At 56.0% G+C, this 19,687-nt stretch carries 16 protein-coding genes; 6 read left to right on the forward strand and 10 right to left on the reverse strand.

The features are described 5' to 3' along the window. The first annotated feature begins 98 nt into the window (after positions 1–98). From LG383_RS18885 to LG383_RS18900, 4 genes are all read left to right on the forward strand, one after another. On the forward strand, positions 99–1,274 hold the full coding sequence (locus tag LG383_RS18885) for an MFS transporter (RefSeq protein WP_225759915.1): 1,176 nt from the start codon (positions 99–101) through the stop codon (positions 1,272–1,274). Beyond that, positions 1,243–2,205 carry an HTH-type transcriptional regulator YidZ gene (gene yidZ / locus LG383_RS18890; protein ID WP_106995555.1) on the forward strand — a complete coding sequence of 321 codons (963 nt, stop codon included), beginning with the start codon at positions 1,243–1,245 and terminating at the stop codon, positions 2,203–2,205. Before LG383_RS18885 ends, yidZ begins: the two co-directional genes overlap by 32 nt. 143 nt (positions 2,206–2,348) lie before the next feature. After that, positions 2,349–3,095 carry a 4'-phosphopantetheinyl transferase superfamily protein gene (locus LG383_RS18895; protein ID WP_225759916.1) on the forward strand — a complete coding sequence of 249 codons (747 nt, stop codon included), beginning with the start codon at positions 2,349–2,351 and terminating at the stop codon, positions 3,093–3,095. A gap of 20 nt (positions 3,096–3,115) precedes the next feature. Next, positions 3,116–3,682, forward strand: a complete 567-nt coding sequence (locus LG383_RS18900) for an NADPH-dependent FMN reductase (protein ID WP_106995553.1) — start codon at positions 3,116–3,118, stop codon at positions 3,680–3,682. 44 nt (positions 3,683–3,726) lie between these two features. Here LG383_RS18900 and LG383_RS18905 read toward each other — a convergent pair whose 3' ends face one another. Continuing rightward, complete coding sequence (locus LG383_RS18905) at positions 3,727–5,061, reverse strand: NCS2 family permease (RefSeq protein WP_225759917.1); 1,335 nt, start codon at positions 5,059–5,061, stop codon at positions 3,727–3,729. A gap of 168 nt (positions 5,062–5,229) precedes the next feature. Here LG383_RS18905 and yieH point away from each other — a divergent pair, with 168 nt between their 5' ends. Further along, positions 5,230–5,895: a 6-phosphogluconate phosphatase gene (gene yieH / locus LG383_RS18910; RefSeq protein ID WP_106995551.1), complete on the forward strand. Its 666-nt coding sequence runs from the start codon at positions 5,230–5,232 to the stop codon at positions 5,893–5,895. 40 nt (positions 5,896–5,935) lie between these two features. Here the strand turns inward: yieH and LG383_RS18915 are convergent, their stop codons facing one another. From LG383_RS18915 to glmU, 9 genes are all read right to left on the reverse strand, one after another. Continuing rightward, a complete protein-coding gene (locus LG383_RS18915) occupies positions 5,936–7,105 on the reverse strand; it encodes an alpha/beta hydrolase-fold protein (protein WP_370635174.1) in 1,170 nt (389 codons plus the stop codon). A gap of 26 nt (positions 7,106–7,131) precedes the next feature. Beyond that, positions 7,132–8,670: a carbohydrate porin gene (locus LG383_RS18920; protein ID WP_225759918.1), complete on the reverse strand. Its 1,539-nt coding sequence runs from the start codon at positions 8,668–8,670 to the stop codon at positions 7,132–7,134. Positions 8,671–8,997: 327 nt separating this feature from the next. Continuing rightward, complete coding sequence (gene phoU / locus LG383_RS18925) at positions 8,998–9,723, reverse strand: phosphate signaling complex protein PhoU (RefSeq protein WP_106995549.1); 726 nt, start codon at positions 9,721–9,723, stop codon at positions 8,998–9,000. A gap of 14 nt (positions 9,724–9,737) precedes the next feature. After that, positions 9,738–10,511, reverse strand: coding sequence for a phosphate ABC transporter ATP-binding protein PstB (gene pstB, locus LG383_RS18930; RefSeq protein WP_106995548.1), 774 nt, complete (start codon positions 10,509–10,511; stop codon positions 9,738–9,740). Positions 10,512–10,558: 47 nt separating this feature from the next. After that, positions 10,559–11,449 (reverse strand): phosphate ABC transporter permease PstA, encoded by an 891-nt coding sequence (gene pstA, locus LG383_RS18935; protein ID WP_106995547.1) that lies wholly within the window; start codon positions 11,447–11,449, stop codon positions 10,559–10,561. Then, positions 11,449–12,408 carry a phosphate ABC transporter permease PstC gene (gene pstC / locus LG383_RS18940; protein WP_106995546.1) on the reverse strand — a complete coding sequence of 320 codons (960 nt, stop codon included), beginning with the start codon at positions 12,406–12,408 and terminating at the stop codon, positions 11,449–11,451. The genes pstA and pstC overlap by 1 nt, the downstream gene beginning before the upstream one ends. Before the next feature lie 82 nt (positions 12,409–12,490). Then, a complete protein-coding gene (pstS, locus tag LG383_RS18945; protein WP_225759919.1) occupies positions 12,491–13,531 on the reverse strand; it encodes a phosphate ABC transporter substrate-binding protein PstS in 1,041 nt (346 codons plus the stop codon). A 288-nt stretch (positions 13,532–13,819) separates the two neighbouring features. After that, positions 13,820–15,649 (reverse strand): glutamine--fructose-6-phosphate transaminase (isomerizing), encoded by a 1,830-nt coding sequence (glmS, locus tag LG383_RS18950; protein WP_106995544.1) that lies wholly within the window; start codon positions 15,647–15,649, stop codon positions 13,820–13,822. Positions 15,650–15,827: 178 nt separating this feature from the next. Next, positions 15,828–17,198: a bifunctional UDP-N-acetylglucosamine diphosphorylase/glucosamine-1-phosphate N-acetyltransferase GlmU gene (gene glmU, locus LG383_RS18955; protein WP_225759920.1), complete on the reverse strand. Its 1,371-nt coding sequence runs from the start codon at positions 17,196–17,198 to the stop codon at positions 15,828–15,830. A gap of 343 nt (positions 17,199–17,541) precedes the next feature. On the opposite strand from glmU, the gene LG383_RS18960 reads away from it, so the two are divergent. Then, on the forward strand, positions 17,542–19,635 hold the full coding sequence (locus LG383_RS18960; protein WP_225759921.1) for a right-handed parallel beta-helix repeat-containing protein: 2,094 nt from the start codon (positions 17,542–17,544) through the stop codon (positions 19,633–19,635). Positions 19,636–19,687: the final 52 nt, after the last annotated feature.

The raw sequence follows: 19,687 nt of genomic DNA on the forward strand, positions 1-19,687 counted from the left end.
AAGGTGATTTCCTCGCAGGAAATCACCTTTGTCCAAATGGCAACTCGCCACTTCCCCCTTCTCCCCCTATGCTTCATGCCTGTCTTTATGGGGGTGTTATGGCTCGTTTTCTGTTTTGTAGTTTTGCGCTGGTGCTGCTTTATCCGTCGGGCATTGATATGTATCTGGTGGGGCTACCGCACATCGCCCGCGATCTCGGCGCCAGCGAGGCGCAGCTGCACATCGCGTTCTCGGCCTATCTCGCGGGGATGGCATCGTCGATGGTGTTTGCCGGGAAGATTGCTGATAAAGCCGGGCGGCAGCCGGTCGCCATTACCGGGGCGGTGATTTTTGCCCTGGCCTCCGTGCTGTGCTCAATAGCCGAAGAGAGTACGTTGTTCCTGACCGGGCGCTTTATCCAGGGCGTCGGTGCAGGCGGATGCTACGTGGTGGCCTTTGCGATCCTGCGCGATACCTTAAGCGCCCAGCGCCGCGCCAAAGTGCTCTCCATGATGAACGGCATCACCTGCATTATTCCGGTGCTGGCACCGGTGGTGGGTTACCTGATTATGCTGCGTTTCCCGTGGCAAAGCCTGTTCTGGACAATGGCAGCAATGGGGATGCTGGTCTTTATTCTGTCGATTACGGTCCTGAGAGAGACCCATCCTGGGGCGAACAACCGGGGACATTCCGCGTCGGTCCCGCCGGAAGAGAAGCTGCTCAACCGCTTCTTTATCAGCCGACTGCTGGTCACTACTTTGAGCGTGGCGGTGATCCTTACCTATGTAAACGTTTCCCCGGTGCTGCTGATGGAAGTTATGGGCTTTGATCGCGGGGAGTATTCCACGGTGATGGCCTTAACCGCACTGGTCAGTATGGCCGTCTCCTTCTCAACGCCGTTCGCCCTGAACCTCTTTAAGCAGCGCACCTTGATGCTCACCTCACAGGTGCTGTTCCTGGCGGCAGGCGGACTGCTGGCGACCGCAGGTTCCAGTGCCCTGATGCTGGCGGGTATTACCCTGATCTGTGCCGGGTTCTCAGTGGGCTTTGGCGTGGCGATGAGCCAGGCACTGGGCCCGTTTGCCCTGCGCGCCGGGGTAGCAAGCTCGGTGCTGGGTATCGCCCAGGTCTGCGGCTCGTCGCTGTGGATTTGGCTGGCGGCCATAATGGGGTTGAATGCACTGAATATGCTGATCGGGGTGCTGATTGGCTGTAGCATGCTTTGCATCCTCCTCCTTTTGCTTATCCGGCCCACAGCGCACCATGAAGAAGCCCCTCAGCAGTCTCGATCTTAACCTGTTGTTGTGCCTGCAGCTTTTGCTGCAGGAACGCAGCGTTACCAAAGCCGCGAAACGGATGAACGTCACCCCGTCCGCGGTAAGTAAATCGCTGGCGAAGCTGCGCGACTGGTTTGACGATCCGCTGTTTGTGAAGACCCCGCTGGGGCTGCTGCCGACGCCGCTGACGACGAGTCTGGAGCAGGATCTGGCCGACTGGATGCAGATTGGCAACCAGATCCTCGATAAATTCCACCATGACTCCCCTGGCGGCCTGACGTTTGAGCTGGCGGCGGAAACGCCGCTGATGCTGATCCGCTTTAACACTCTGCTGGAGCAGGTAAACCAGCGTTACCCGCAGGCCACGGTGAAGATGCGCCACTGGGATTACGATTCGCTGGACGCCATTACCCGGGGAGAGGTCGATCTCGGTTTTACCGGGCGCGAAACGCACCCCCGCTCCCGGGAGCTGTTAAAGCTGATGCCGTGGTTTATCGACTACGAAATTTTGTTCAGCGATCGTCCCTGCGTCTATCTGCGCGAAGACCATCCCGCGCTGCAGGAGGAGTGGAACCTCGAGACCTTCCTGCGCTACCCGCATATCAGCATCTTCTGGGAGCGCAGCGATACCTGGGCGCTGGATGAAGTGCTGAGAGAGATGGGGCGTCCGCGCAATATCGCCATGAGCCTGCCGGGGTTCGAGCAGTCGATGTTTATGGCGGCGCAGCCGGGTCATAACTACATTGCCACCGCCCCGCATTACTGCCAACACTACAATCAACTCCACCAGCGAAAGCTGATCGCCCTGCCGATCCCCATTGATGAAGCCCAGGCCCAGAAGCTCACCGTGCCCTTCACCCTGATCTGGCATAAGCGTAACAGCCACAATCCCAAAATCCTCTGGCTGAGAGAGACGATCAAGGCGCTGTACGGCCCGCCGCTGCGCTAAGACCCCTGATTTTGCCTAAGAAAATGTAAAGTTCCGCCGCAAAACTTCCCTTACCTCCATTTAGCCATTAAAACAGTAAGCGAGTTAAGCGATAATCATGTAACCGTTTAACCCGACTACTGACCATTATCATGGAGCGAAAAATGGCTACGCATTTTGCAAGAGGGAAGCTGACCGAGGGACGGCTGGTCTCAACCAGACTCTCTTCATCCTGTTATAACGACGCGCGGAAGCTTCCTGAACATCGCCGCACACGGTTTTTGGCTTCCCGGATGCTGCTGGCTGAACTGTTGTTTATGCTTTATGGCACCAGCGAGCTGCCGGACGTTATCACCGAGCCCGAGGGACGCCCGGTGTTTGCCGATCCGGAGCTTCCCCGTTTTTCCATTGCCTACGCCGGCAATATCGTGGGCCTGGCGCTGACGACTGAAGGCGATTGCGGTCTGGATATGGAGCTGCAGCGGGCATTCCGCAGCCCGGATGGATCCCACGCCCATGACATCTACCCGCTCTCCAGCAATGAGAACTTATGGGTGCGTAACCAGAACGATCCTCACGAAGCCAGAGCGCAGCTGATTACCCTGCGCCAGAGCATCCGTAAGCTTTCAGGCGATGCCAGTGATTGCGCCAGCCTGCTGCAACTGTTACCGGGATCCGGTCGCCTGCGGGCCACCAGAGCCGCCCAGGTTGAAGCCTTAAGCGACGCCGAAGATGTCCTGATCTGGTCTATTGCCGTTACCCCGGCCATTGAACGGCTAAAAATCTGGGAGTTCGACAGCCGCCTCGGATGGCACAGTCTGCCGGACGTCCCCGCCCGCGCGAACGAACCGGCCGCACGCCTGATGCGTCTGACCAGTCTCCCGGCGGAAAAAGCGATTATCCTCACCTGACCTTTCAAGAAGGAGTAGTGATGTCTGATACGTTAAAGGTTGTTACGTTACTGGGAAGCCTGCGCAAGGGTTCATTCAACGGGATGGTTGCCCGCACGCTGCCGAAGCTGGCGCCCGAGGGCATGGAGATTAGCGCTCTGCCGTCGATTGGCGATATTCCGCTGTATGACGCGGATGTGCAGCAGGAAGAGGGGTTCCCGGCTGCCGTAGAAGCGCTGGCGGCGCAGATCCGCGAAGCGGACGGCGTGGTGATTGTCACTCCGGAATATAACTACTCCGTGCCGGGTGGCCTGAAGAACGCCATTGACTGGCTCTCCCGCCTGCCGGACCAGCCGCTGGCAGGTAAACCGGTGCTGATCCAGACCAGCTCCATGGGGGCGATTGGCGGCGCACGCTGTCAGTATCACCTGCGCCAGATCCTGGTGTTCCTGGATGCGATGGTGATGAACAAGCCGGAATTTATGGGCGGCGTGATTCAGAATAAGGTCGACCCGCAGACGGGTGAAGTGATTGACCAGAGCACGCTGGATCATCTGAGCGGGCAATTGAGCGCGTTTGGGAAGTATATTCAGCGGGTTAAAGCGTAAGAAACATTAAAAACGGCAACCCTGAGGTTGCCGTTTTGCTTTTATCAGGCATCAATAAACGCAATCTTCAGCACGAACAGCAGCGCAACGACCATCACGCACGGGCTGATTTCACGCCAGCGTCCGGTGCCCGCCTTCATCACGCAGTAAGAGATAAAGCCCAGCGCAATCCCTTCGGTGATGGAGAAGCTGAACGGCATCATCACCGCGGTAATAAATGCCGGAACCGCTTCGGTCAAATCGTCCCACTTCACGCGCGACAGGCTGGAGGTCATCAGCACGCCCACGTAGATCAGCGCGCCCGCAGCGGCGTACGGCGGCACCATGCCCGCCAGCGGTGACAGGAAGATCACCAGCAGGAACAGCAGACCAACCACTACTGCGGTCAGACCGGTACGGCCACCGACAGAGACACCGGAAGAGGATTCGATGTAGGCCGTTACGGACGAGGTCCCGATAAAGGAGCCAGCCACGGAAGAGATGCTGTCCACATACAGCGCCTGCTTCATGCGTGGGAATTTGCCCTTCTCGTCCGCCAGACCGGCTTTGTCGGTCACGCCAATCAGCGTCCCGGAGGAGTCAAACAGGTTCACCAGCATGAAGGAGAAGATCACCCCGGCCAGACCCAGGTTCAGCGAGCCCGCCAGATCGACATGGCCGATCACGGTAGTGACGCTCGGTGGCGCGGAGACAATGCCGCTGTAGTGCACATCGCCCAGCATCCAGCCCAGCAGGGTGGTCACAATAATGGAGACCAGCACCGCCGCGTGAATGTTACGTGAGGCCAGAATCGCGATGATGAAGAAGCCCAGCACGCCCAGCAGCACGCTGTGGGAGGTCAGTTTACCGATGCTGACCAGCGTTTCCGGGTTCGCCACGATCACACCGGCGTTTTTCAGCCCCATCATGCCGATGAACAGGCCAATACCGCTGGTGATGCCCACGCGCAGGCTGACGGGAATATTGGCAATCATCCAGTAACGCACGCGGAAAATGGTCAGGATCAGCAGACCGACGGCGCCCCAGAAGATAGCGCCCATCCCCACCTGCCACGGCAGGCCCATCGCCTGAACCACCACAAAGGCGAAGAAGGCGTTGAGACCCATCGCCGGTGCCAGAGCAACCGGCAGGTTAGCGAACAGTCCCATCAGGATGCTGCCGAAGGCGGCGATCAGACAGGTCGTAACGAAGACGGCGCTGGTATCCATGCCAGCAACGCCCAGAATTTGCGGGTTCACGAAAACGATATAGACCATCGTCAGGAAGGTGGTGAAACCGGCGATCACTTCGGTGCGTGCCGTCGTGCCGTGTTCGCGCAGTTTAAACACGCGCTCAAGCAAACCCGCGCCAGAAGACTGGGTAGTGTGTTGTTGACTCATCATCTATTTCCGAACAAGGAGGGAAAATCCGTCGCTATCCTATACCAAAATGCGACAATAGGGGCGGTTGAGGGGCACTTTTTTTCATTGAATTTGCTTATACGGCAACGATTGCGTCTCAACGTAATGCAGCACGTAAACGTTAAACTTGTTAAGAAAGGGAAATGCATGTCTCAGATTGAAGCGGTATTTTTCGACTGCGACGGTACGCTGGTCGACAGTGAGGTCATCTGTTCCCGGGCGTATGTCACCATGTTCCAGGAATTTGGTATCACGCTCGATCTCGAAGAGACGTTCAAACGCTTTAAAGGCGTGAAGCTCTACGAAATCATCGACATTATTAACGCCGAACACGGCGTCAGCCTCGCGAAAGCGGATCTGGAGCCTGTTTACCGCGCCGAGGTCGCACGCCTCTTCGACTCCGAACTGGAAACGATCGCCGGGGCCAGCGCCTTGCTGGATTCAATGGCGGTGCCGATGTGCGTGGTCTCTAACGGTCCGGTAAGCAAAATGCAGCACTCCCTTGGCAAGCTGCAGATGCTGCACCATTTCCCGGAAAAACTGTTCAGCGGCTACGATATTCAGCGCTGGAAACCCGATCCGGCCATGATGTTCCATGCCGCGAAAGCGATGAACGTCAACGTGGAGAACTGCGTCCTGGTGGATGACTCCAGCGCAGGCGCGCAGGCAGGGATCGCCGCGGGCATGGAGGTGTTTTACTTCTGCGCCGATCCGCACAACCCGCCGCTCGACCATCCGAAGGTGACCACCTTTACCGATCTGGCCCAGCTGCCGGAACTGTGGAAAGCGCGCGGCTGGCATCTTACCCGCTAAAACTGATAAGCCGTAAAGCGACTCGCTTTACGGCTTTTTGCTATTTAAACAGTTTCTGGACGAATTCCGCATAGGCCGGTCGCCAGACATCCATCTCATGATTCAGGCCCGGATACTCGTGATAATCGAATTTGATCTGGCGCTTCTCAAGCTCCTGCTTCAACCCGGCGATATCTTTGCCCGTCACTACATCTTTCTCGCCCACCACCACGGTGAAATTGCGTAGCTGCTTATTGATGGCCTGCGGATCGTTGAGCCGCGCGCTGACGCCCGCATCCGGCACTGTAGTGGTGGTCACGCCGCTAAAGGTGGCCAGCCAGCCAAAGCGTTCAAGATGGTTCATCCCGGAGGCCAGCGCCTGATAGCCGCCCTGCGACAACCCTGCCAGCGCCCGCCCCTCGGCATCGTCACGCACGTTAAACCGCTGGCTTATCAGCGGAATGATATCGTTCATTAGCTCCCGGTCGGCAGCCTGGGCATTCAACGGATAGAAGGCTTTACGTCGCTCGTTCGGCACGAAGGTTTCAGGAACAATCCCTGCGGCATCGGTTTCGGTATCCGGCACCACCACCAGCATCGGGGCAATTTTTCCGGCCGCGAGCAGGTTATCCATGATCTGCGCGATACGCCCCTGATCGATAGCCGAACGCCCTGTATCACCAAAGCCATGATAGAAATAGAGCACCGGCAGCGGTTTTCCCTGTCCGTTGTAGCCCGGTGGCGTCCAGACGAACAGCTGACGCTCCGATTTCAGCGCAGCCGAATGATAGGTCAGGGTAATCAGATCCCCGTGCGGGACCCGATTAATATCCAGAAGACTGCCCGGCACCAGCACCATGCTGGTGTTCACCTGCCGCTGCGGCTTGGTCATCGCCGTGCCGGTATCAATGCTGCGCACACCGTCGACGTTGAAGAAGTATTCATACAGATTGGGCTGCATCACCGGACCTCGCCAGCTCCAGAGACCTGAGGCGTCTTTGGTCATTGGATGGATATTTTCCGGGGTCGGGACCCCCACCACCACCGAGACGCTTTTCGCCGCCGGGGCGAAGTAGCGGTACGTCACCGTATTGTCGGCATTCACCTGGGTGACATACTGGCTCAACGGGTGAGCAGGATCCGGAGCGGCGGGAAGATCTGCCGCGAACGCCGGATGTCCGAGAGATAAACAGAGCGTAATAACGGATAACGCGGTATTCATTCGTTTCATTAATAGTGTCCTTATATGCGATCCGGTTACCACCAGATTTCAGCCTGCGCGCCAATGGCAAACTGATCCTTTTTTTGGTCTTCGAAAGTGAAATTATCTAATTCCGTCTCGTCCGCTTTAATGTACGTTCCATAAAAACGCAGTTCCGGGCGCGAGGTCAACATACTGGTATTCACTTTGAAAGTATGGAACAGCGTAGTTTTATAGCCTGACTCATAATATTTATTGCCGGTCAGATCGGTATTTTGCTGTCTGAAATAACCCAGCTCAACGCCGGTCTGATTATATTGATCCCAGATATACGCCGGGCGCACAACCGCGCGGATGGATTCGAAATCGGAATGGGCCCCGGTTTCATAGCTGTAAACGTCATTCCCGAAAGAGTAGACCAGCGCGCTGGCCATGATCACGTCATCCCGCAGATACATCTCTCCCTGCGAGGTCACGCGCACCGCCGTCCCGTTGGTATGATCGCCATAATAGCGGCCGTTGGAGGTGGTAAACGGGCTGGAGCCGGCATAGCGCGAGAAGCTGCTGGCAATGGAGTTATTTGCCAGCAGGACGGAAAACTCGTTGAATCCACCGCCATCCAGTTTTTGCGTTAAGGTGGTGCCGACCATCCAGGTGTCTTTCCACGGATAATAGCCGTTGTTGTCCTGGTTATACTTTTCGCTTGAGCTTTGATTGGCCGCAACATAGCGCCCGCTGAGCATCAGCGAGGCCTTATCCCACACCGGCAGCGCTTTATAACGCAGGTCGATGGTATTGGTATTCAGCTGCTGCTTGTTTTTGAGCTGACGGTCATAGTCGTCCACGTCTTCACGCACCAGCGCAATATCCACCTTGCCGGGCCCCACTTTCCAGTTTTCCAGCCCGACGCCCGCAGCGGCATCCGTGCGTTGGGTTTTCCAGTCCAGCATCTGGATTTCGATTTTCGGCGCGCCGTGCTTCCCGACCCAGAAATCCGCCTCCGGGGCAAACGGCAGGAAGCCCTGGGTGGTGACGTACATATCGGAGAACTGCAAATAGTTCTCGCCGCCCGCGTTATCGCCAAACCAGCCGGTGGAGTACTGCTGGCCCACGTTGCCATCCAGCATCACAATGGCATCGACGCGTTTATTGCCTTCGTTGTAGACCCGCTGCTTAAGCTGCAAATCGAACCAGCCAGAATATTCGTTGCCGAATCGGCCGAGGGAGCCAATGGCCCAGGATTTCGGCGCACCATGGGATGCCGTGCCCCAGCCGGAGCGGAAATAGCCGTTATAGCTAAAGCCAATTTCGTCCTTCACGAATTTACTAAAGTCTTTCATGGTGACGGAGGAATAAACCTCCCCGGTAGTGGCCTCCCCCGTTTTGACCAGCACGGCAGCTGGTTTTTTCGCCGGGATGGCGGCCTGGGTTTTGACGATCTCCTTATCCTTATACTGCTGGAGCTCTGCCTGGGTCTCTTTTAACGCCTTTTCCAGCAATTCGAGGCGCTGCTCCACCGTTAATGACGCAGACCCGGCATGACCGAGAGGTGCCATCATTAAAATAGCCGAGGTAATAAGGGTTCTCCTGAACATAATATTAGTCCCTGTTAATTTATCTTTTAAAATAAAAAAACCTGAAAGCGATTAACCTCCGTAAGGAGATAATCACTTTCAGGTTTTGCCCGCGTAATAGCGGTAACAATCCAGTTTTGCTTAATAACGTTATTAGCGTATTAAGGTGTTTCAGTTGCTCGCGTTAATAACGGGATGTTTTAGGGTAGAAGAGAAAAGAAAACAACCGGGAAAAGAGTGAAGTGTGACTGACGGCAATATTATTACGCAGCGATACGGTGAGTTATTCGCAGAGAAAATAGTTTGATATTTAAATATAACGCCAGCAAAGCTGGCGTCAGAGAAAAATTACTCTTTTGGATCGCTACCCGCGAGCATTTTGTCCAGTTCATCCCCGCCAACGTGACGGAAATCCTGGCCCTTCACGAAGTAGAAGATGTATTCGCAGATGTTCTGGCAACGGTCGCCGATACGCTCGATAGAACGGGCGCAGAACAGGGCGGTCAGAACGCTTGGGATGGTGCGCGTATCTTCCATCATGTAGGTCATCAGCTGACGCACAATGCCTTCGTACTCCTGGTCGACCTTCTTGTCTTCACGGTAGATACGCACCGCCTCATCCAGATCCATACGCGCAAAGGCATCCAGCACGTCGTGCAGCATCTGCACGGTGTGGCGCCCCAGCGACTCCAGGCTCACCAGCAGCGGCTGGTGCTGATGGGAGAACTTCTCCAGCGCGGTGCGGCAGATCTTGTCCGCCACGTCGCCAATACGTTCCAGCTCGGCGATGGTTTTGATGATCGCCATCACCAGACGCAGGTCGCTCGCCGTCGGCTGACGCTTGGCGATGATGCGCACGCAGGCTTCGTCGATCGCCACTTCCATCATGTTGACGTGTTTGTCGCCTTCCACCACGCGCTTCGCCAGCTCGCTGTCCTGGTTATGCATCGCGGTGATCGCGTCAGAAAGCTGCTGCTCGACCATTCCGCCCATGGTCATCACCTGGGTGCGGATGCTTTCCAGCTCTGCGTTGAACTGGCCGGAAATGTGTTTATTAAGATTGAGATTATCCATTGCGCCCTCCTGAATCAGCCGTAGCGTCCGGTGATGTAGTCTTCTGTTTGTTTCTTCGCGGGCTTGGTGAACAGATCGTCCGTGTTGCTGAACTCAATCAACTCGCCCAGGTACATAAACGCCGTGTGGTCTGAACAACGCGCGGCCTGCTGCATGTTGTGGGTGACGATCACTACGGTGTAATCCTGTTTTAACTCAGTGATCAGCTCTTCGATACGGCCAGTAGAGATCGGATCCAGCGCTGAGCACGGTTCATCCAGCAATAACACTTCCGGGCGAATGGCGATACCACGCGCAATGCACAGACGCTGCTGCTGACCACCGGAGAGAGAGTATCCGCTCTGGTGAAGTTTATCTTTGGTTTCGTTCCATAATGCGGCCTTGGTCAAGGCCCACTGCACACGCTCGTCCATATCGGCACGGGAGAGCTTCTCAAACAGGCGCACGCCAAAGGCGATATTGTCATAAATGGACATCGGGAACGGCGTCGGTTTCTGGAACACCATGCCCACTTTGGCACGCAGCAGGGCGATATCCTGGGTATTGGTCAGAATATTGTCGCCATCAAGCAGGATTTCGCCTTCGGCGCGCTGCTCCGGATAGAGTGAATACATTTTGTTAAAGGTACGCAGCAGCGTGGATTTCCCACAGCCCGACGGACCGATAAATGCCGTAACCTGATTTTTAGCAATATCCAGGTTGATGTTTTTCAGGGCATGGAACTTGCCGTAGTAGAAGTTCAGATCACGAACCGAAAGGATCCCCGGGGCAGTATCGACCATACTCATTGACTCATTTCCTCATCCGGCGCCGCAGCGTGCCACGCCGTCAATAATTAACCGTGTTTCTTCTTCGCGAAAATAACGCGCGCCAGAATGTTCAGTAACAGTACGCACAGGGTAATAATCAGTACCCCGGCCCAGGCCAGTGACTGCCATTCGGCAAACGGGCTCATCGCAAATTTAAAGATGGTGACCGGCAGGTTAGCGATCGGCTGCATCATGTCCGTGCTCCAGAACTGGTTGGAGAGGGCGGTAAAGAGCAGCGGTGCGGTTTCACCGGCAATACGGGCCACGGCCAGCAGGACACCGGTCAGGATCCCGGAGATGGACGCCTTCAGGGTGATGGCAGAAATCATCTTCCACTTCGGCGTGCCCAGCGCGTAGGCCGCTTCACGCAGGCTGTCCGGCACCAGTTTCAGCATGTTCTCGGTGGTACGGATGACGATCGGCACCTGCAGCAGCGCCAGCGCAATCACCCCAGCCCAGCCGGAGAAGTGCTCCATCTGCGCCACCACGATGGTGTAGACGAACAGACCGACCACAATCGACGGGGCAGAGAGCAGAATGTCGTTGATGAAGCGGATCACTTCCGCAATCCAGGATTTACGGCCGTACTCCGCCAGATAGATCCCCGCCATGATGCCGAGCGGCGTACCAAACACGGTCGCCCAGAGGATCAGCAGGCCGCTGCCCGCCAGGGCGTTCGCCAGACCACCGCCCGCCGTATTTGGCGGCGGGGTCATCTCGGTAAACAGCGCCAGCGACATGCCGTCGATACCGCGCGTTACCGTGGAAAACAGGATCCAGATCAGCCAGAACAGACCAAAGGCCATCGTCGCCATCGAGAGCGTCAACGCGAGGCGGTTCTTCATGCGGCGCTTCGCCTGCATTTTGCGGCGTGATTCCGCCAGCTCCACGGTGTTTTGCATTTCAAGCGTTGCCATTAGCGTGCCCCCTCATTTTTCGCCAGGCGCATGATCATCACTTTGGAGATCGCCAGAACGATGAAGGTAATAACAAACAGAATTAAGCCCAGTTCCATCAGCGCGGCAACGTGCAGGCCCGATTCCGCTTCAGCGAATTCGTTAGCCAGCGCCGAGGTGATGCTGTTGCCCGGCATGTAGAGCGAGGCGCTGTCGAGCTGGTAGGTGTTACCGATGATAAAGGTCACGGCCATGGTTTCACCCAGCGCACGACCCAGACCCAGCATTACACCACCAATCACCCCATTTTTGGTAAATGGCAGGACGATGCGCCAGATCACTTCCCAGGTGGTGCAGCCGATGCCGTAGGCCGACTCTTTCATCATCACCGGGGTCTGTTCGAAGACATCGCGCATCACCGCCGCGATGTACGGAATAATCATGATAGCGAGGATGACGCCTGCGGCCAGGATCCCGATACCGAACGCCGGACCGGAGAAGAGCGCGCCGACAAACGGAATATTCGACAGGACGTTGCCCACCGGCTCCTGGAAGTATGTCGCGAACAGCGGGGCAAAGATAAACAGGCCCCACATGCCGTAAACGATACTCGGGATTGCCGCCAGCAGCTCAATGGCAATACCCAGCGGACGCTTCAGCCAGTTCGGCGCCAGTTCCGTCAGGAACAGGGCGATACCGAAGCTCACCGGCACGGCAATCAGCAGGGCGATAAAGGAGGTCACCAGCGTGCCGTAGATCGGCACCAGCGCACCGTAGATATCGTTCGGGGCATCCCACTCTTTGGTCCACAGGAAGGAGAAACCAAATTTCTGGATGCTCGGCCACGAGGAGAAAATCAGAGACACGATAATGCCGCCCAGCAGCAATAGCACAATCAGCGCAGCCAGTCTTACCAGCGCGCTGAAAATCATGTCACCTTTTTTACCCGGAGGGTTAAATGCAGGCTTGGTTGCAGCCATAAATTACTCTTCTGTTTGAGACGTTTCACGAAAGTTGGCGGGTAAGCTCACGCCACCCGCCATCTTCGTCAAAAATATCCTGTTAGTACAGCGCTTTACCGCTGCTGTCTTTCACGTTGGTTTTCCATGCAGCACGAATCTGCTCAACCACGCTGTCCGGCAGGCTGGCGTAATCCAGGTCATTAGCCTGTTTGCCGCCATTTTTGTATGCCCAGTCGAAGAACTTCAGCACTTCAGCGCCCTGCTCTGGCTTCTTCTGATCTTTGTGGACCAGGATGAAGGTGGTAGAGGTAATTGGCCAGGCTTCGTCACCTTTCTGGTTGGTCAGATCCTGTGCGAAGGATTTGCTCCAGTCAGCGCCTTTGGCGGCATTAGCAAAGTTCTCTTCGGTCGGGCTAACCGGTTTGCCATCAGCAGAAATCAGCTTGGTGTACGCCAGGTTGTTCTGCTTGGCGTAAGCGTATTCTACGTAGCCGATTGAGCCAGGCAGACGCTGTACGAAGGCCGCGATACCGTCGTTACCTTTACCGCCCAGACCGGTCGGCCAGTTCACGGTAGAGCCGGAACCCACTTTGGATTTCCACTCTTCGTTTACTTTCGCCAGGTAGCTGGTGAAGACGAAGGAGGTACCGGAGCCGTCAGCACGACGAACCACAGCGATGTTCTGCGAAGGCAGTTTCACGCCCGGGTTCAGTTTGGTGATGGCTTCGTCATCCCATTTTTTGATTTTGCCGAGGTAGATATCACCCAGGGTTTTGCCATCCAGCACCAGCTCGCCGGACTTCAGACCAGGGATATTCACGGCCAGCACAACACCACCGATAACGGTCGGGAACTGGAACAGGCCTTCCTGCGTCAGTTTTTCATCCGACAGCGGCGCGTCAGATGCACCGAAATCAACGGTATTTGCGGTAATTTGTTTAACGCCACCGGAGGAGCCGATACCCTGGTAGTTCACCTTGTTACCAGTCTCTTTCTGGTAGGTATCAGCCCATTTGGCATACACCGGCGCAGGGAAGGTTGCACCAGCGCCAGTCAGGCTTGCCTCTGCGAATACAGAGAACGCGCTCATCGATAAGGTCGCGGCGACAACAGTTGCGACAGTGGTACGCATAACTTTCATAATGTCTCCTGCAAGATTTTCGTAAATCGTTGTTTAGTGGCTACGATGAGCAAAATAGGACAAACAGGTGACAGAGAAATGTACGAATTATGACAGTTTTATGACAGCCACAATTTCGCTTAAAGAAAATCAGAATAATTGTTTTTTATCAGTTACTTGATAGATTTTATGACACTATGATTTCAGAAAAGTTTTCTTTCTGTGACACTGAAAAAATAGCTGAAGATGACAGTTTGTCATTTAAAAACGCGGATAAAAAAGCTCCACCCGAAGGTGGAGCTGGAGGGGTTATTCTACGGTAACGGACTTCGCCAGGTTACGCGGCTGGTCAACGTCGGTACCTTTAATCAGCGCGACGTGATACGCCAGCAGCTGCAGCGGTACGGTATAGAAGATTGGCGCAATCACCTCTTCCACATGCGGCATCTCGATGATGTGCATGTTGTCGCTGCTGACAAAACCGGCATCTTTATCAGCGAAGACAAACAGCACGCCGCCACGGGCGCGGACTTCTTCGATGTTGGATTTCAGTTTTTCCAGCAGTTCGTTGTTAGGTGCCACCACGATCACCGGCATATCCGCATCGATCAGCGCCAGCGGGCCGTGTTTCAGCTCGCCTGCGGCGTAAGCTTCCGCGTGGATGTAGGAGATCTCTTTCAGCTTCAGCGCGCCTTCCAGCGCGATCGGGTACTGATCGCCACGGCCAAGGAACAGGGCGTGGTGTTTGTCAGAGAAAGCTTCCGCCAGGGCTTCAATACGTTTGTCCTGAGAGAGCATCTGCTCAATGCGGCTCGGTAGCGCCTGCAGGCCGTGCACGATGTCATGCTCAACAGAAGCATCCGCCCCTTTCAGACGGGCCAGTTTCGCCACCAGCATCAGCAGGACCGTCAGCTGAGTGGTGAACGCTTTGGTAGAGGCCACACCGATTTCGGTGCCGGCTTTGGTCATCAGCGCCAGATCGGATTCACGCACCAGCGAGGAGCCCGGCACGTTACAGATCGCCAGCGAACCGAGGTAACCCAGCTCTTTGGACAGACGCAGCGCCGCCAGAGTGTCGGCGGTTTCACCGGACTGTGACAGAGTGATCATCAGGCTGTTACGGCGCACAGCCGATTTGCGATAGCGGAATTCAGAGGCGATTTCGACGTCGCATGGCACACCGGCCAGCGCTTCGAACCAGTAGCGGGAGACCATACCGGAGTTGTAGGAGGTGCCGCAGGCCACGATCTGAATATGCTCGACGTTAGCCAGCATCTCGTTGGCGTTAGCCCCCAGCTCGCTCAGATCCACCTCACCGTGGCTGATGCGCCCGGTCAGGGTGTTTTTGATGGCGTTTGGCTGCTCGTAGATCTCTTTCTGCATGTAGTGACGGTAAGCACCTTTGTCACCCGCGTCGTACTGCAGGCTGGATTCGATATCCTGACGCTTCACCGGCGCACCCGATTTATCAAACAGTTTCACGTCGCGGCGGGTCACTTCGGCAATATCGCCCTCTTCCATGAAGATAAAGCGACGGGTCACCGGCAGCAGCGCCAGCTGGTCGGAAGCGATAAAGTTTTCGCCCATCCCCAGACCAATCACCATCGGGCTGCCCGAACGGGCGGCCAGCAGGGTGGATGGATCGCGACTGTCCATGATCACGGTGCCGTAGGCGCCGCGCAGCTGTGGGATGGCACGCAGTACGGCTTCACGCAGCGTACCGCCCTGCTCCAGCTCCCAGTGAACCAGGTGAGCAATCACTTCGGTGTCGGTTTCAGACACGAAGGTATACCCACGTTCAGTCAGCGCTTCGCGCAGCGGCTCGTGGTTTTCGATGATGCCGTTATGCACCACCACGATGTGTTCAGAGACATGCGGGTGCGCGTTGCCTTCAGAAGGTTCACCGTGGGTCGCCCAACGGGTATGGGCTATGCCTGTACCGCCGTGCAACGGGGTTTCTTCCGCGGCCTGCGACAGCATGTTTACTTTACCGAGGCGACGCAGACGGGTCATGTGCCCTTCTGCATCGACCACTGCCAGACCGGCAGAGTCATAACCACGGTATTCCAGACGACGTAACCCTTCGAGAAGGATTTCAGCAATATCACGCTGCGCGACTGCGCCAACAATTCCACACATAGTTTTAGATTCCGAATAGAGGCTTTCGCCTGCGTTGTCGCTGACCTGTATGTGCCCTTTTTGGGCGCCCCGAGCCTTGTAGAGAGTGGGGTTATATTTTTAGATACTGCCTTTGGGCGGGGGATTATGTTATCCCCTCAACCCGGACCTCTCCCCAAAGGGGCGAGGGATAAATCTGTTACTTCTTCTTCACCGGACGTTTCCAGCCCTGCTTCTGCACCTGCGGCACGCGGCTGATCACCAGCTCGTTTTCGGCCACATCGCGTGTCACGGTCGTGCCTGCGGCAATGGTGACGCCTTTGCCGATGGTGACAGGTGCCACCAACTGCGAATCTGAACCGACAAACACGTCGTCGCCAATGATGGTTTTAAACTTGTTCGCGCCGTCGTAGTTGCAGGTGATGGTCCCGGCGCCGATATTCACGTTGTCGCCGATCTCTGCATCGCCCAGGTAGGTCAGATGCCCTGCTTTAGAGCCCTTGCCCAGACGCGCTTTTTTCATTTCGACGAAGTTGCCGACATGGGCGCCTTCCAGCAGCTCTGCGCCCGGGCGCAGACGGGCGAACGGCCCGATAGTGCAGGCGGCTTCCAGGTGGGCATCTTCCACCACGCTGTAAGGGCTGATTTCGCAGTCGTCGCCAATCACGCTGTTTTTGATCACACAACCGGTGCCAATTTTGACGCGGTTACCCAGCGTTACGTTGCCTTCCAGAATAACGTTAGTATCGATCTCAACGTCGCGCCCGTGTTTAAGCACCCCACGCAGATCGAAACGTGCCGGATCGCGCAGCATCACGCCCGCCAGCAGCAGCTTTTCTGCCTGCTCGGACTGATAAATACGCTCCAGGCGGGAGAGCTGCAGACGGTTATTCACGCCGTCCGTTTCGCTGATACGCGCCGGATGAACGGCAGCAATCTCACGCCCTTCCTGATACGCCATCGCAATGATATCGGTGATGTAGAATTCGCCCTGCGCATTGTTGTTGTTCAGCTGCGACAGCCAGCGCTTCATGTCTGCGCCATTGGCGATCAGAATCCCGGTGTTAATTTCCTGGATTTCACGCTGCGCATCGGTGGCGTCTTTGTGCTCCACAATGCCCGTCACTTTGCCGTTTTCACGGGTGATACGGCCATAGCCGGACGGATCGTCCAACTTAACGGTTAGTAGACCAATCCCGCCCTGCGGCTTCGCGGCACGCAGGCGAGCCAGCGTCTCCACGGAGATCAGCGGTACGTCGCCGTAGAGCATCAGGATATCTTCGTCATCAGAGAAGAACGGCGCCGCCTGCTGCATGGCATGCCCGGTACCCAGCTGTTCTGCCTGCAGTACCCAGTTGAGCTTGTCATCACGCAGCGTCTGCTTCAGCAGATCGCCACCGTGGCCGTAGACCAGGTGAACCTGGTTCGCGCCCATTTCACTAGCGGCGTCAATGACATGCTGCACCATCGCTTTCCCTGCCAGGGTATGCAGCACTTTTGGAAGATCGGAAAACATGCGGGTGCCTTTGCCTGCGGCAAGAATGACCACGCTCATTGCGTTGTTCAACATACACGTCCTGACTGTAATTTGAGTGAAAAGTAAAACCCTTTGGCGTTGAAAATTCTACATATTTTGCGCCATAAAATGGAGAGGTGGTAAAACGCACAACCTCGCCGGTCTCGGGCTGTTTAAAGGTTCTTTTTACCGCAGAATAGAGGGCTTTGCCTATGGAATATAGCGCCCTTTAGAGAAGTCTCCAGTTCGCACAACATGTTAGCTGTTCTTTCGCTCCATGAATAAAGGCCTCAATAACCAAAACACTGTTTTAATTATTGAAATATGTGACGTGCAAAAAAGAAACACTGTTTTATTCTGATGATAATGGCGCTCAATTATTATTCAGGAGAATAAGATGAAGTCAAAAATACCTCTGGCCCTGATGATGTGTAGCGCTTTTTCCGCAACGGCCGCCGAACAGCCCCATGTCTGGAAAGCCATTGCGTTTGGGCAATCCACGGATGTGAATTTTTCATCCAACGTGCTGCCCGAAAAAATTGGCGTCAATGATGTCACTATCGACGGGAAAAAGCTCACGCCGCAGGAGAGCGCCGACCTGACAAAAGCGATCACGGTGGAGAGCCGTGGCGGCAAAATTGCCAACTCCCACGACGGGCTAACTTTCTTCTATACCGAACTGCCGGCGAGCGAAAACTTCGTCCTGCAGGCCAACATCCGGGTGGATCAGTTTGGACCGGAGAATGGCGCGAAACCTGCCGCGCAGGAAGGAGCCGGGCTACTGGTGCGCGATGTCCTCGGTAACCCACGTCAGGAGCCGCTGAAAACCGGTTATGAAGAGTTCCCTGCGGCATCGAACCTGGTGATGAACGCTATCATGACCCAGGATAAAAAAGATCATCAGCGGGTGAAAATGCAGGCCATCACCCGGGAGGGGATCAGCCATCCATGGGGGGATGCCGGGGCGGCCATTAAAAAACAGAGTTATAAAGAAGAGGTGAACCTGAGCCAGACCCCGGCCTTTCGCCTCAAACTTCAGCGCACGGACGATGGCTTTATTACCGCCTGGGCCCCGCTGGACAGCGACAGCTGGGTGAGCAAGAGCGTGCCGCGCGCGGATCTGATTTCGGTGCAAAACCCGGATCGCTACTACGTCGGCTTCTTCGCCTCCCGGAATGCCAAAATCACGGTGACCAACGCCTCGCTGACCACCAGCCCCGCCCATACCGTATCTTCGCCGCCGTGGCAGGCAGAGCCGCTGCCGGTCGTGGTGCAACTGGCTTCCGGGAACGTCAGCGCTTCCGGGGATTATCTGCTGCAGGCGCGCGCCAATGAAGACGGAGTATTCAGCGTCCGGCAAAACGAAGTGGTGATCGGTAATGAGAAAACGGTAAAAGCGGGGGAGATGTACACCCTGCCCGCCCGTCTTGAGCAGACCAGCACCATTACGGTGGCCTTTACCACGTCTCAGGGCACACCGGTGAACCAGCAGCTCACCGTGGAACGCGTCGCAGACAGGGACACGGCGCTTCTGTATGCCGCCCCGGACGGCAAAGCGGAGGCGAAAGGTACAGCCGATGCGCCGCTGGATCTCGCCACCGCCATCGCGCTGCTGGCCCCCGGCGGTAAGCTGGTGCTGAAAAGCGGCGATTATCCGCGAAGCGAGATCCCGCTCTCGGCCAGTGGCAGCCGCGACAAGCTCAAAACGCTTCAGGCTGAAGGTGAAGTGGTTATCCGCGGTCTGCTGCTCGACGCCAGCTACTGGCATATCCAGGGTATCGACGTTACGGAGAAAAGCTTGCGCGTTCAGGGTAGCCATAACCTGATCGAGCGCGTCAGGGCGTACCGTAATGACGACACCGGGATCCAGATCTCCTCTCCTGAGAAGATTGGTCGTCCGTTATGGGCAAGCTATAACCGGGTGGTGGATTCTGAATCCTGGGCCAACGAAGATCCCGGCAAGATTAACGCCGATGGCTTCGCAGTGAAGATGCGGGTAGGCGACGGCAACCGGCTGGAGAAATGCTATGCCCACGACAATATCGATGACGGTTTCGACCTGTTCAACAAGATTGAAGATGGCGCCAACGGTGTGGTGGTGATCGAGAACTCGGTTGCCAGCAACAATACCAGTAACGGCTTCAAGCTCGGCGGGGAAGGGCAGCCTGTTGCGCATCAGATCCGCAACAGTAAAGCCACCGGCAATCATCTGGATGGGTTCACCGATAACTTCAACCCGGGCAAGCTGGTAGTGGAGAACAACCTGGCGGTGGATAACCAGCGATTTAACTACATCTTCCGCCCGAGTCCGTACGGAGACGTCACAACCCAGGGGACGTTTACCGGCAACCTGTCGATCCGGAATCAGCCCGGTGAATATGATGATGCGGTCGTGGGAACCATCGATAACACGAACTACTTTATCGTGAAGGGTAAAAGCGTGAACAGTGACGGGAAGGAGTTAGATAAAACACAGGTGCAGACCCAATAACCAGGGAGGCGCTTCGCTTATCACACAACGGTAAGCGTGGCGCCGCCCGGCA

The sequence above is a fragment of the Leclercia sp. Marseille-Q4284 genome, from assembly GCF_916618945.1.
Lineage (GTDB): Bacteria > Pseudomonadota > Gammaproteobacteria > Enterobacterales > Enterobacteriaceae > Enterobacter > Enterobacter tamurae.

What these genes read in the sequence shown, in the direction of transcription:
- LG383_RS18885 (WP_225759915.1), top strand. Translation starts at nt 99, where the DNA reads ATGGCTCGTTTTCTGTTTTGTAGTTTTGCGCTGGTGCTGCTTTATCCG.
- yidZ (WP_106995555.1), top strand. Translation starts at nt 1,243, where the DNA reads ATGAAGAAGCCCCTCAGCAGTCTCGATCTTAACCTGTTGTTGTGCCTG.
- LG383_RS18895 (WP_225759916.1), top strand. Translation starts at nt 2,349, where the DNA reads ATGGCTACGCATTTTGCAAGAGGGAAGCTGACCGAGGGACGGCTGGTC.
- LG383_RS18900 (WP_106995553.1), top strand. Translation starts at nt 3,116, where the DNA reads ATGTCTGATACGTTAAAGGTTGTTACGTTACTGGGAAGCCTGCGCAAG.
- LG383_RS18905 (WP_225759917.1), bottom strand. Translation starts at nt 5,061, where the DNA reads ATGAGTCAACAACACACTACCCAGTCTTCTGGCGCGGGTTTGCTTGAG.
- yieH (WP_106995551.1), top strand. Translation starts at nt 5,230, where the DNA reads ATGTCTCAGATTGAAGCGGTATTTTTCGACTGCGACGGTACGCTGGTC.
- LG383_RS18915 (WP_370635174.1), bottom strand. Translation starts at nt 7,105, where the DNA reads ATGAAACGAATGAATACCGCGTTATCCGTTATTACGCTCTGTTTATCT.
- LG383_RS18920 (WP_225759918.1), bottom strand. Translation starts at nt 8,670, where the DNA reads ATGTTCAGGAGAACCCTTATTACCTCGGCTATTTTAATGATGGCACCT.
- phoU (WP_106995549.1), bottom strand. Translation starts at nt 9,723, where the DNA reads ATGGATAATCTCAATCTTAATAAACACATTTCCGGCCAGTTCAACGCA.
- pstB (WP_106995548.1), bottom strand. Translation starts at nt 10,511, where the DNA reads ATGAGTATGGTCGATACTGCCCCGGGGATCCTTTCGGTTCGTGATCTG.
- pstA (WP_106995547.1), bottom strand. Translation starts at nt 11,449, where the DNA reads ATGGCAACGCTTGAAATGCAAAACACCGTGGAGCTGGCGGAATCACGC.
- pstC (WP_106995546.1), bottom strand. Translation starts at nt 12,408, where the DNA reads ATGGCTGCAACCAAGCCTGCATTTAACCCTCCGGGTAAAAAAGGTGAC.
- pstS (WP_225759919.1), bottom strand. Translation starts at nt 13,531, where the DNA reads ATGAAAGTTATGCGTACCACTGTCGCAACTGTTGTCGCCGCGACCTTA.
- glmS (WP_106995544.1), bottom strand. Translation starts at nt 15,649, where the DNA reads ATGTGTGGAATTGTTGGCGCAGTCGCGCAGCGTGATATTGCTGAAATC.
- glmU (WP_225759920.1), bottom strand. Translation starts at nt 17,198, where the DNA reads ATGTTGAACAACGCAATGAGCGTGGTCATTCTTGCCGCAGGCAAAGGC.
- LG383_RS18960 (WP_225759921.1), top strand. Translation starts at nt 17,542, where the DNA reads ATGAAGTCAAAAATACCTCTGGCCCTGATGATGTGTAGCGCTTTTTCC.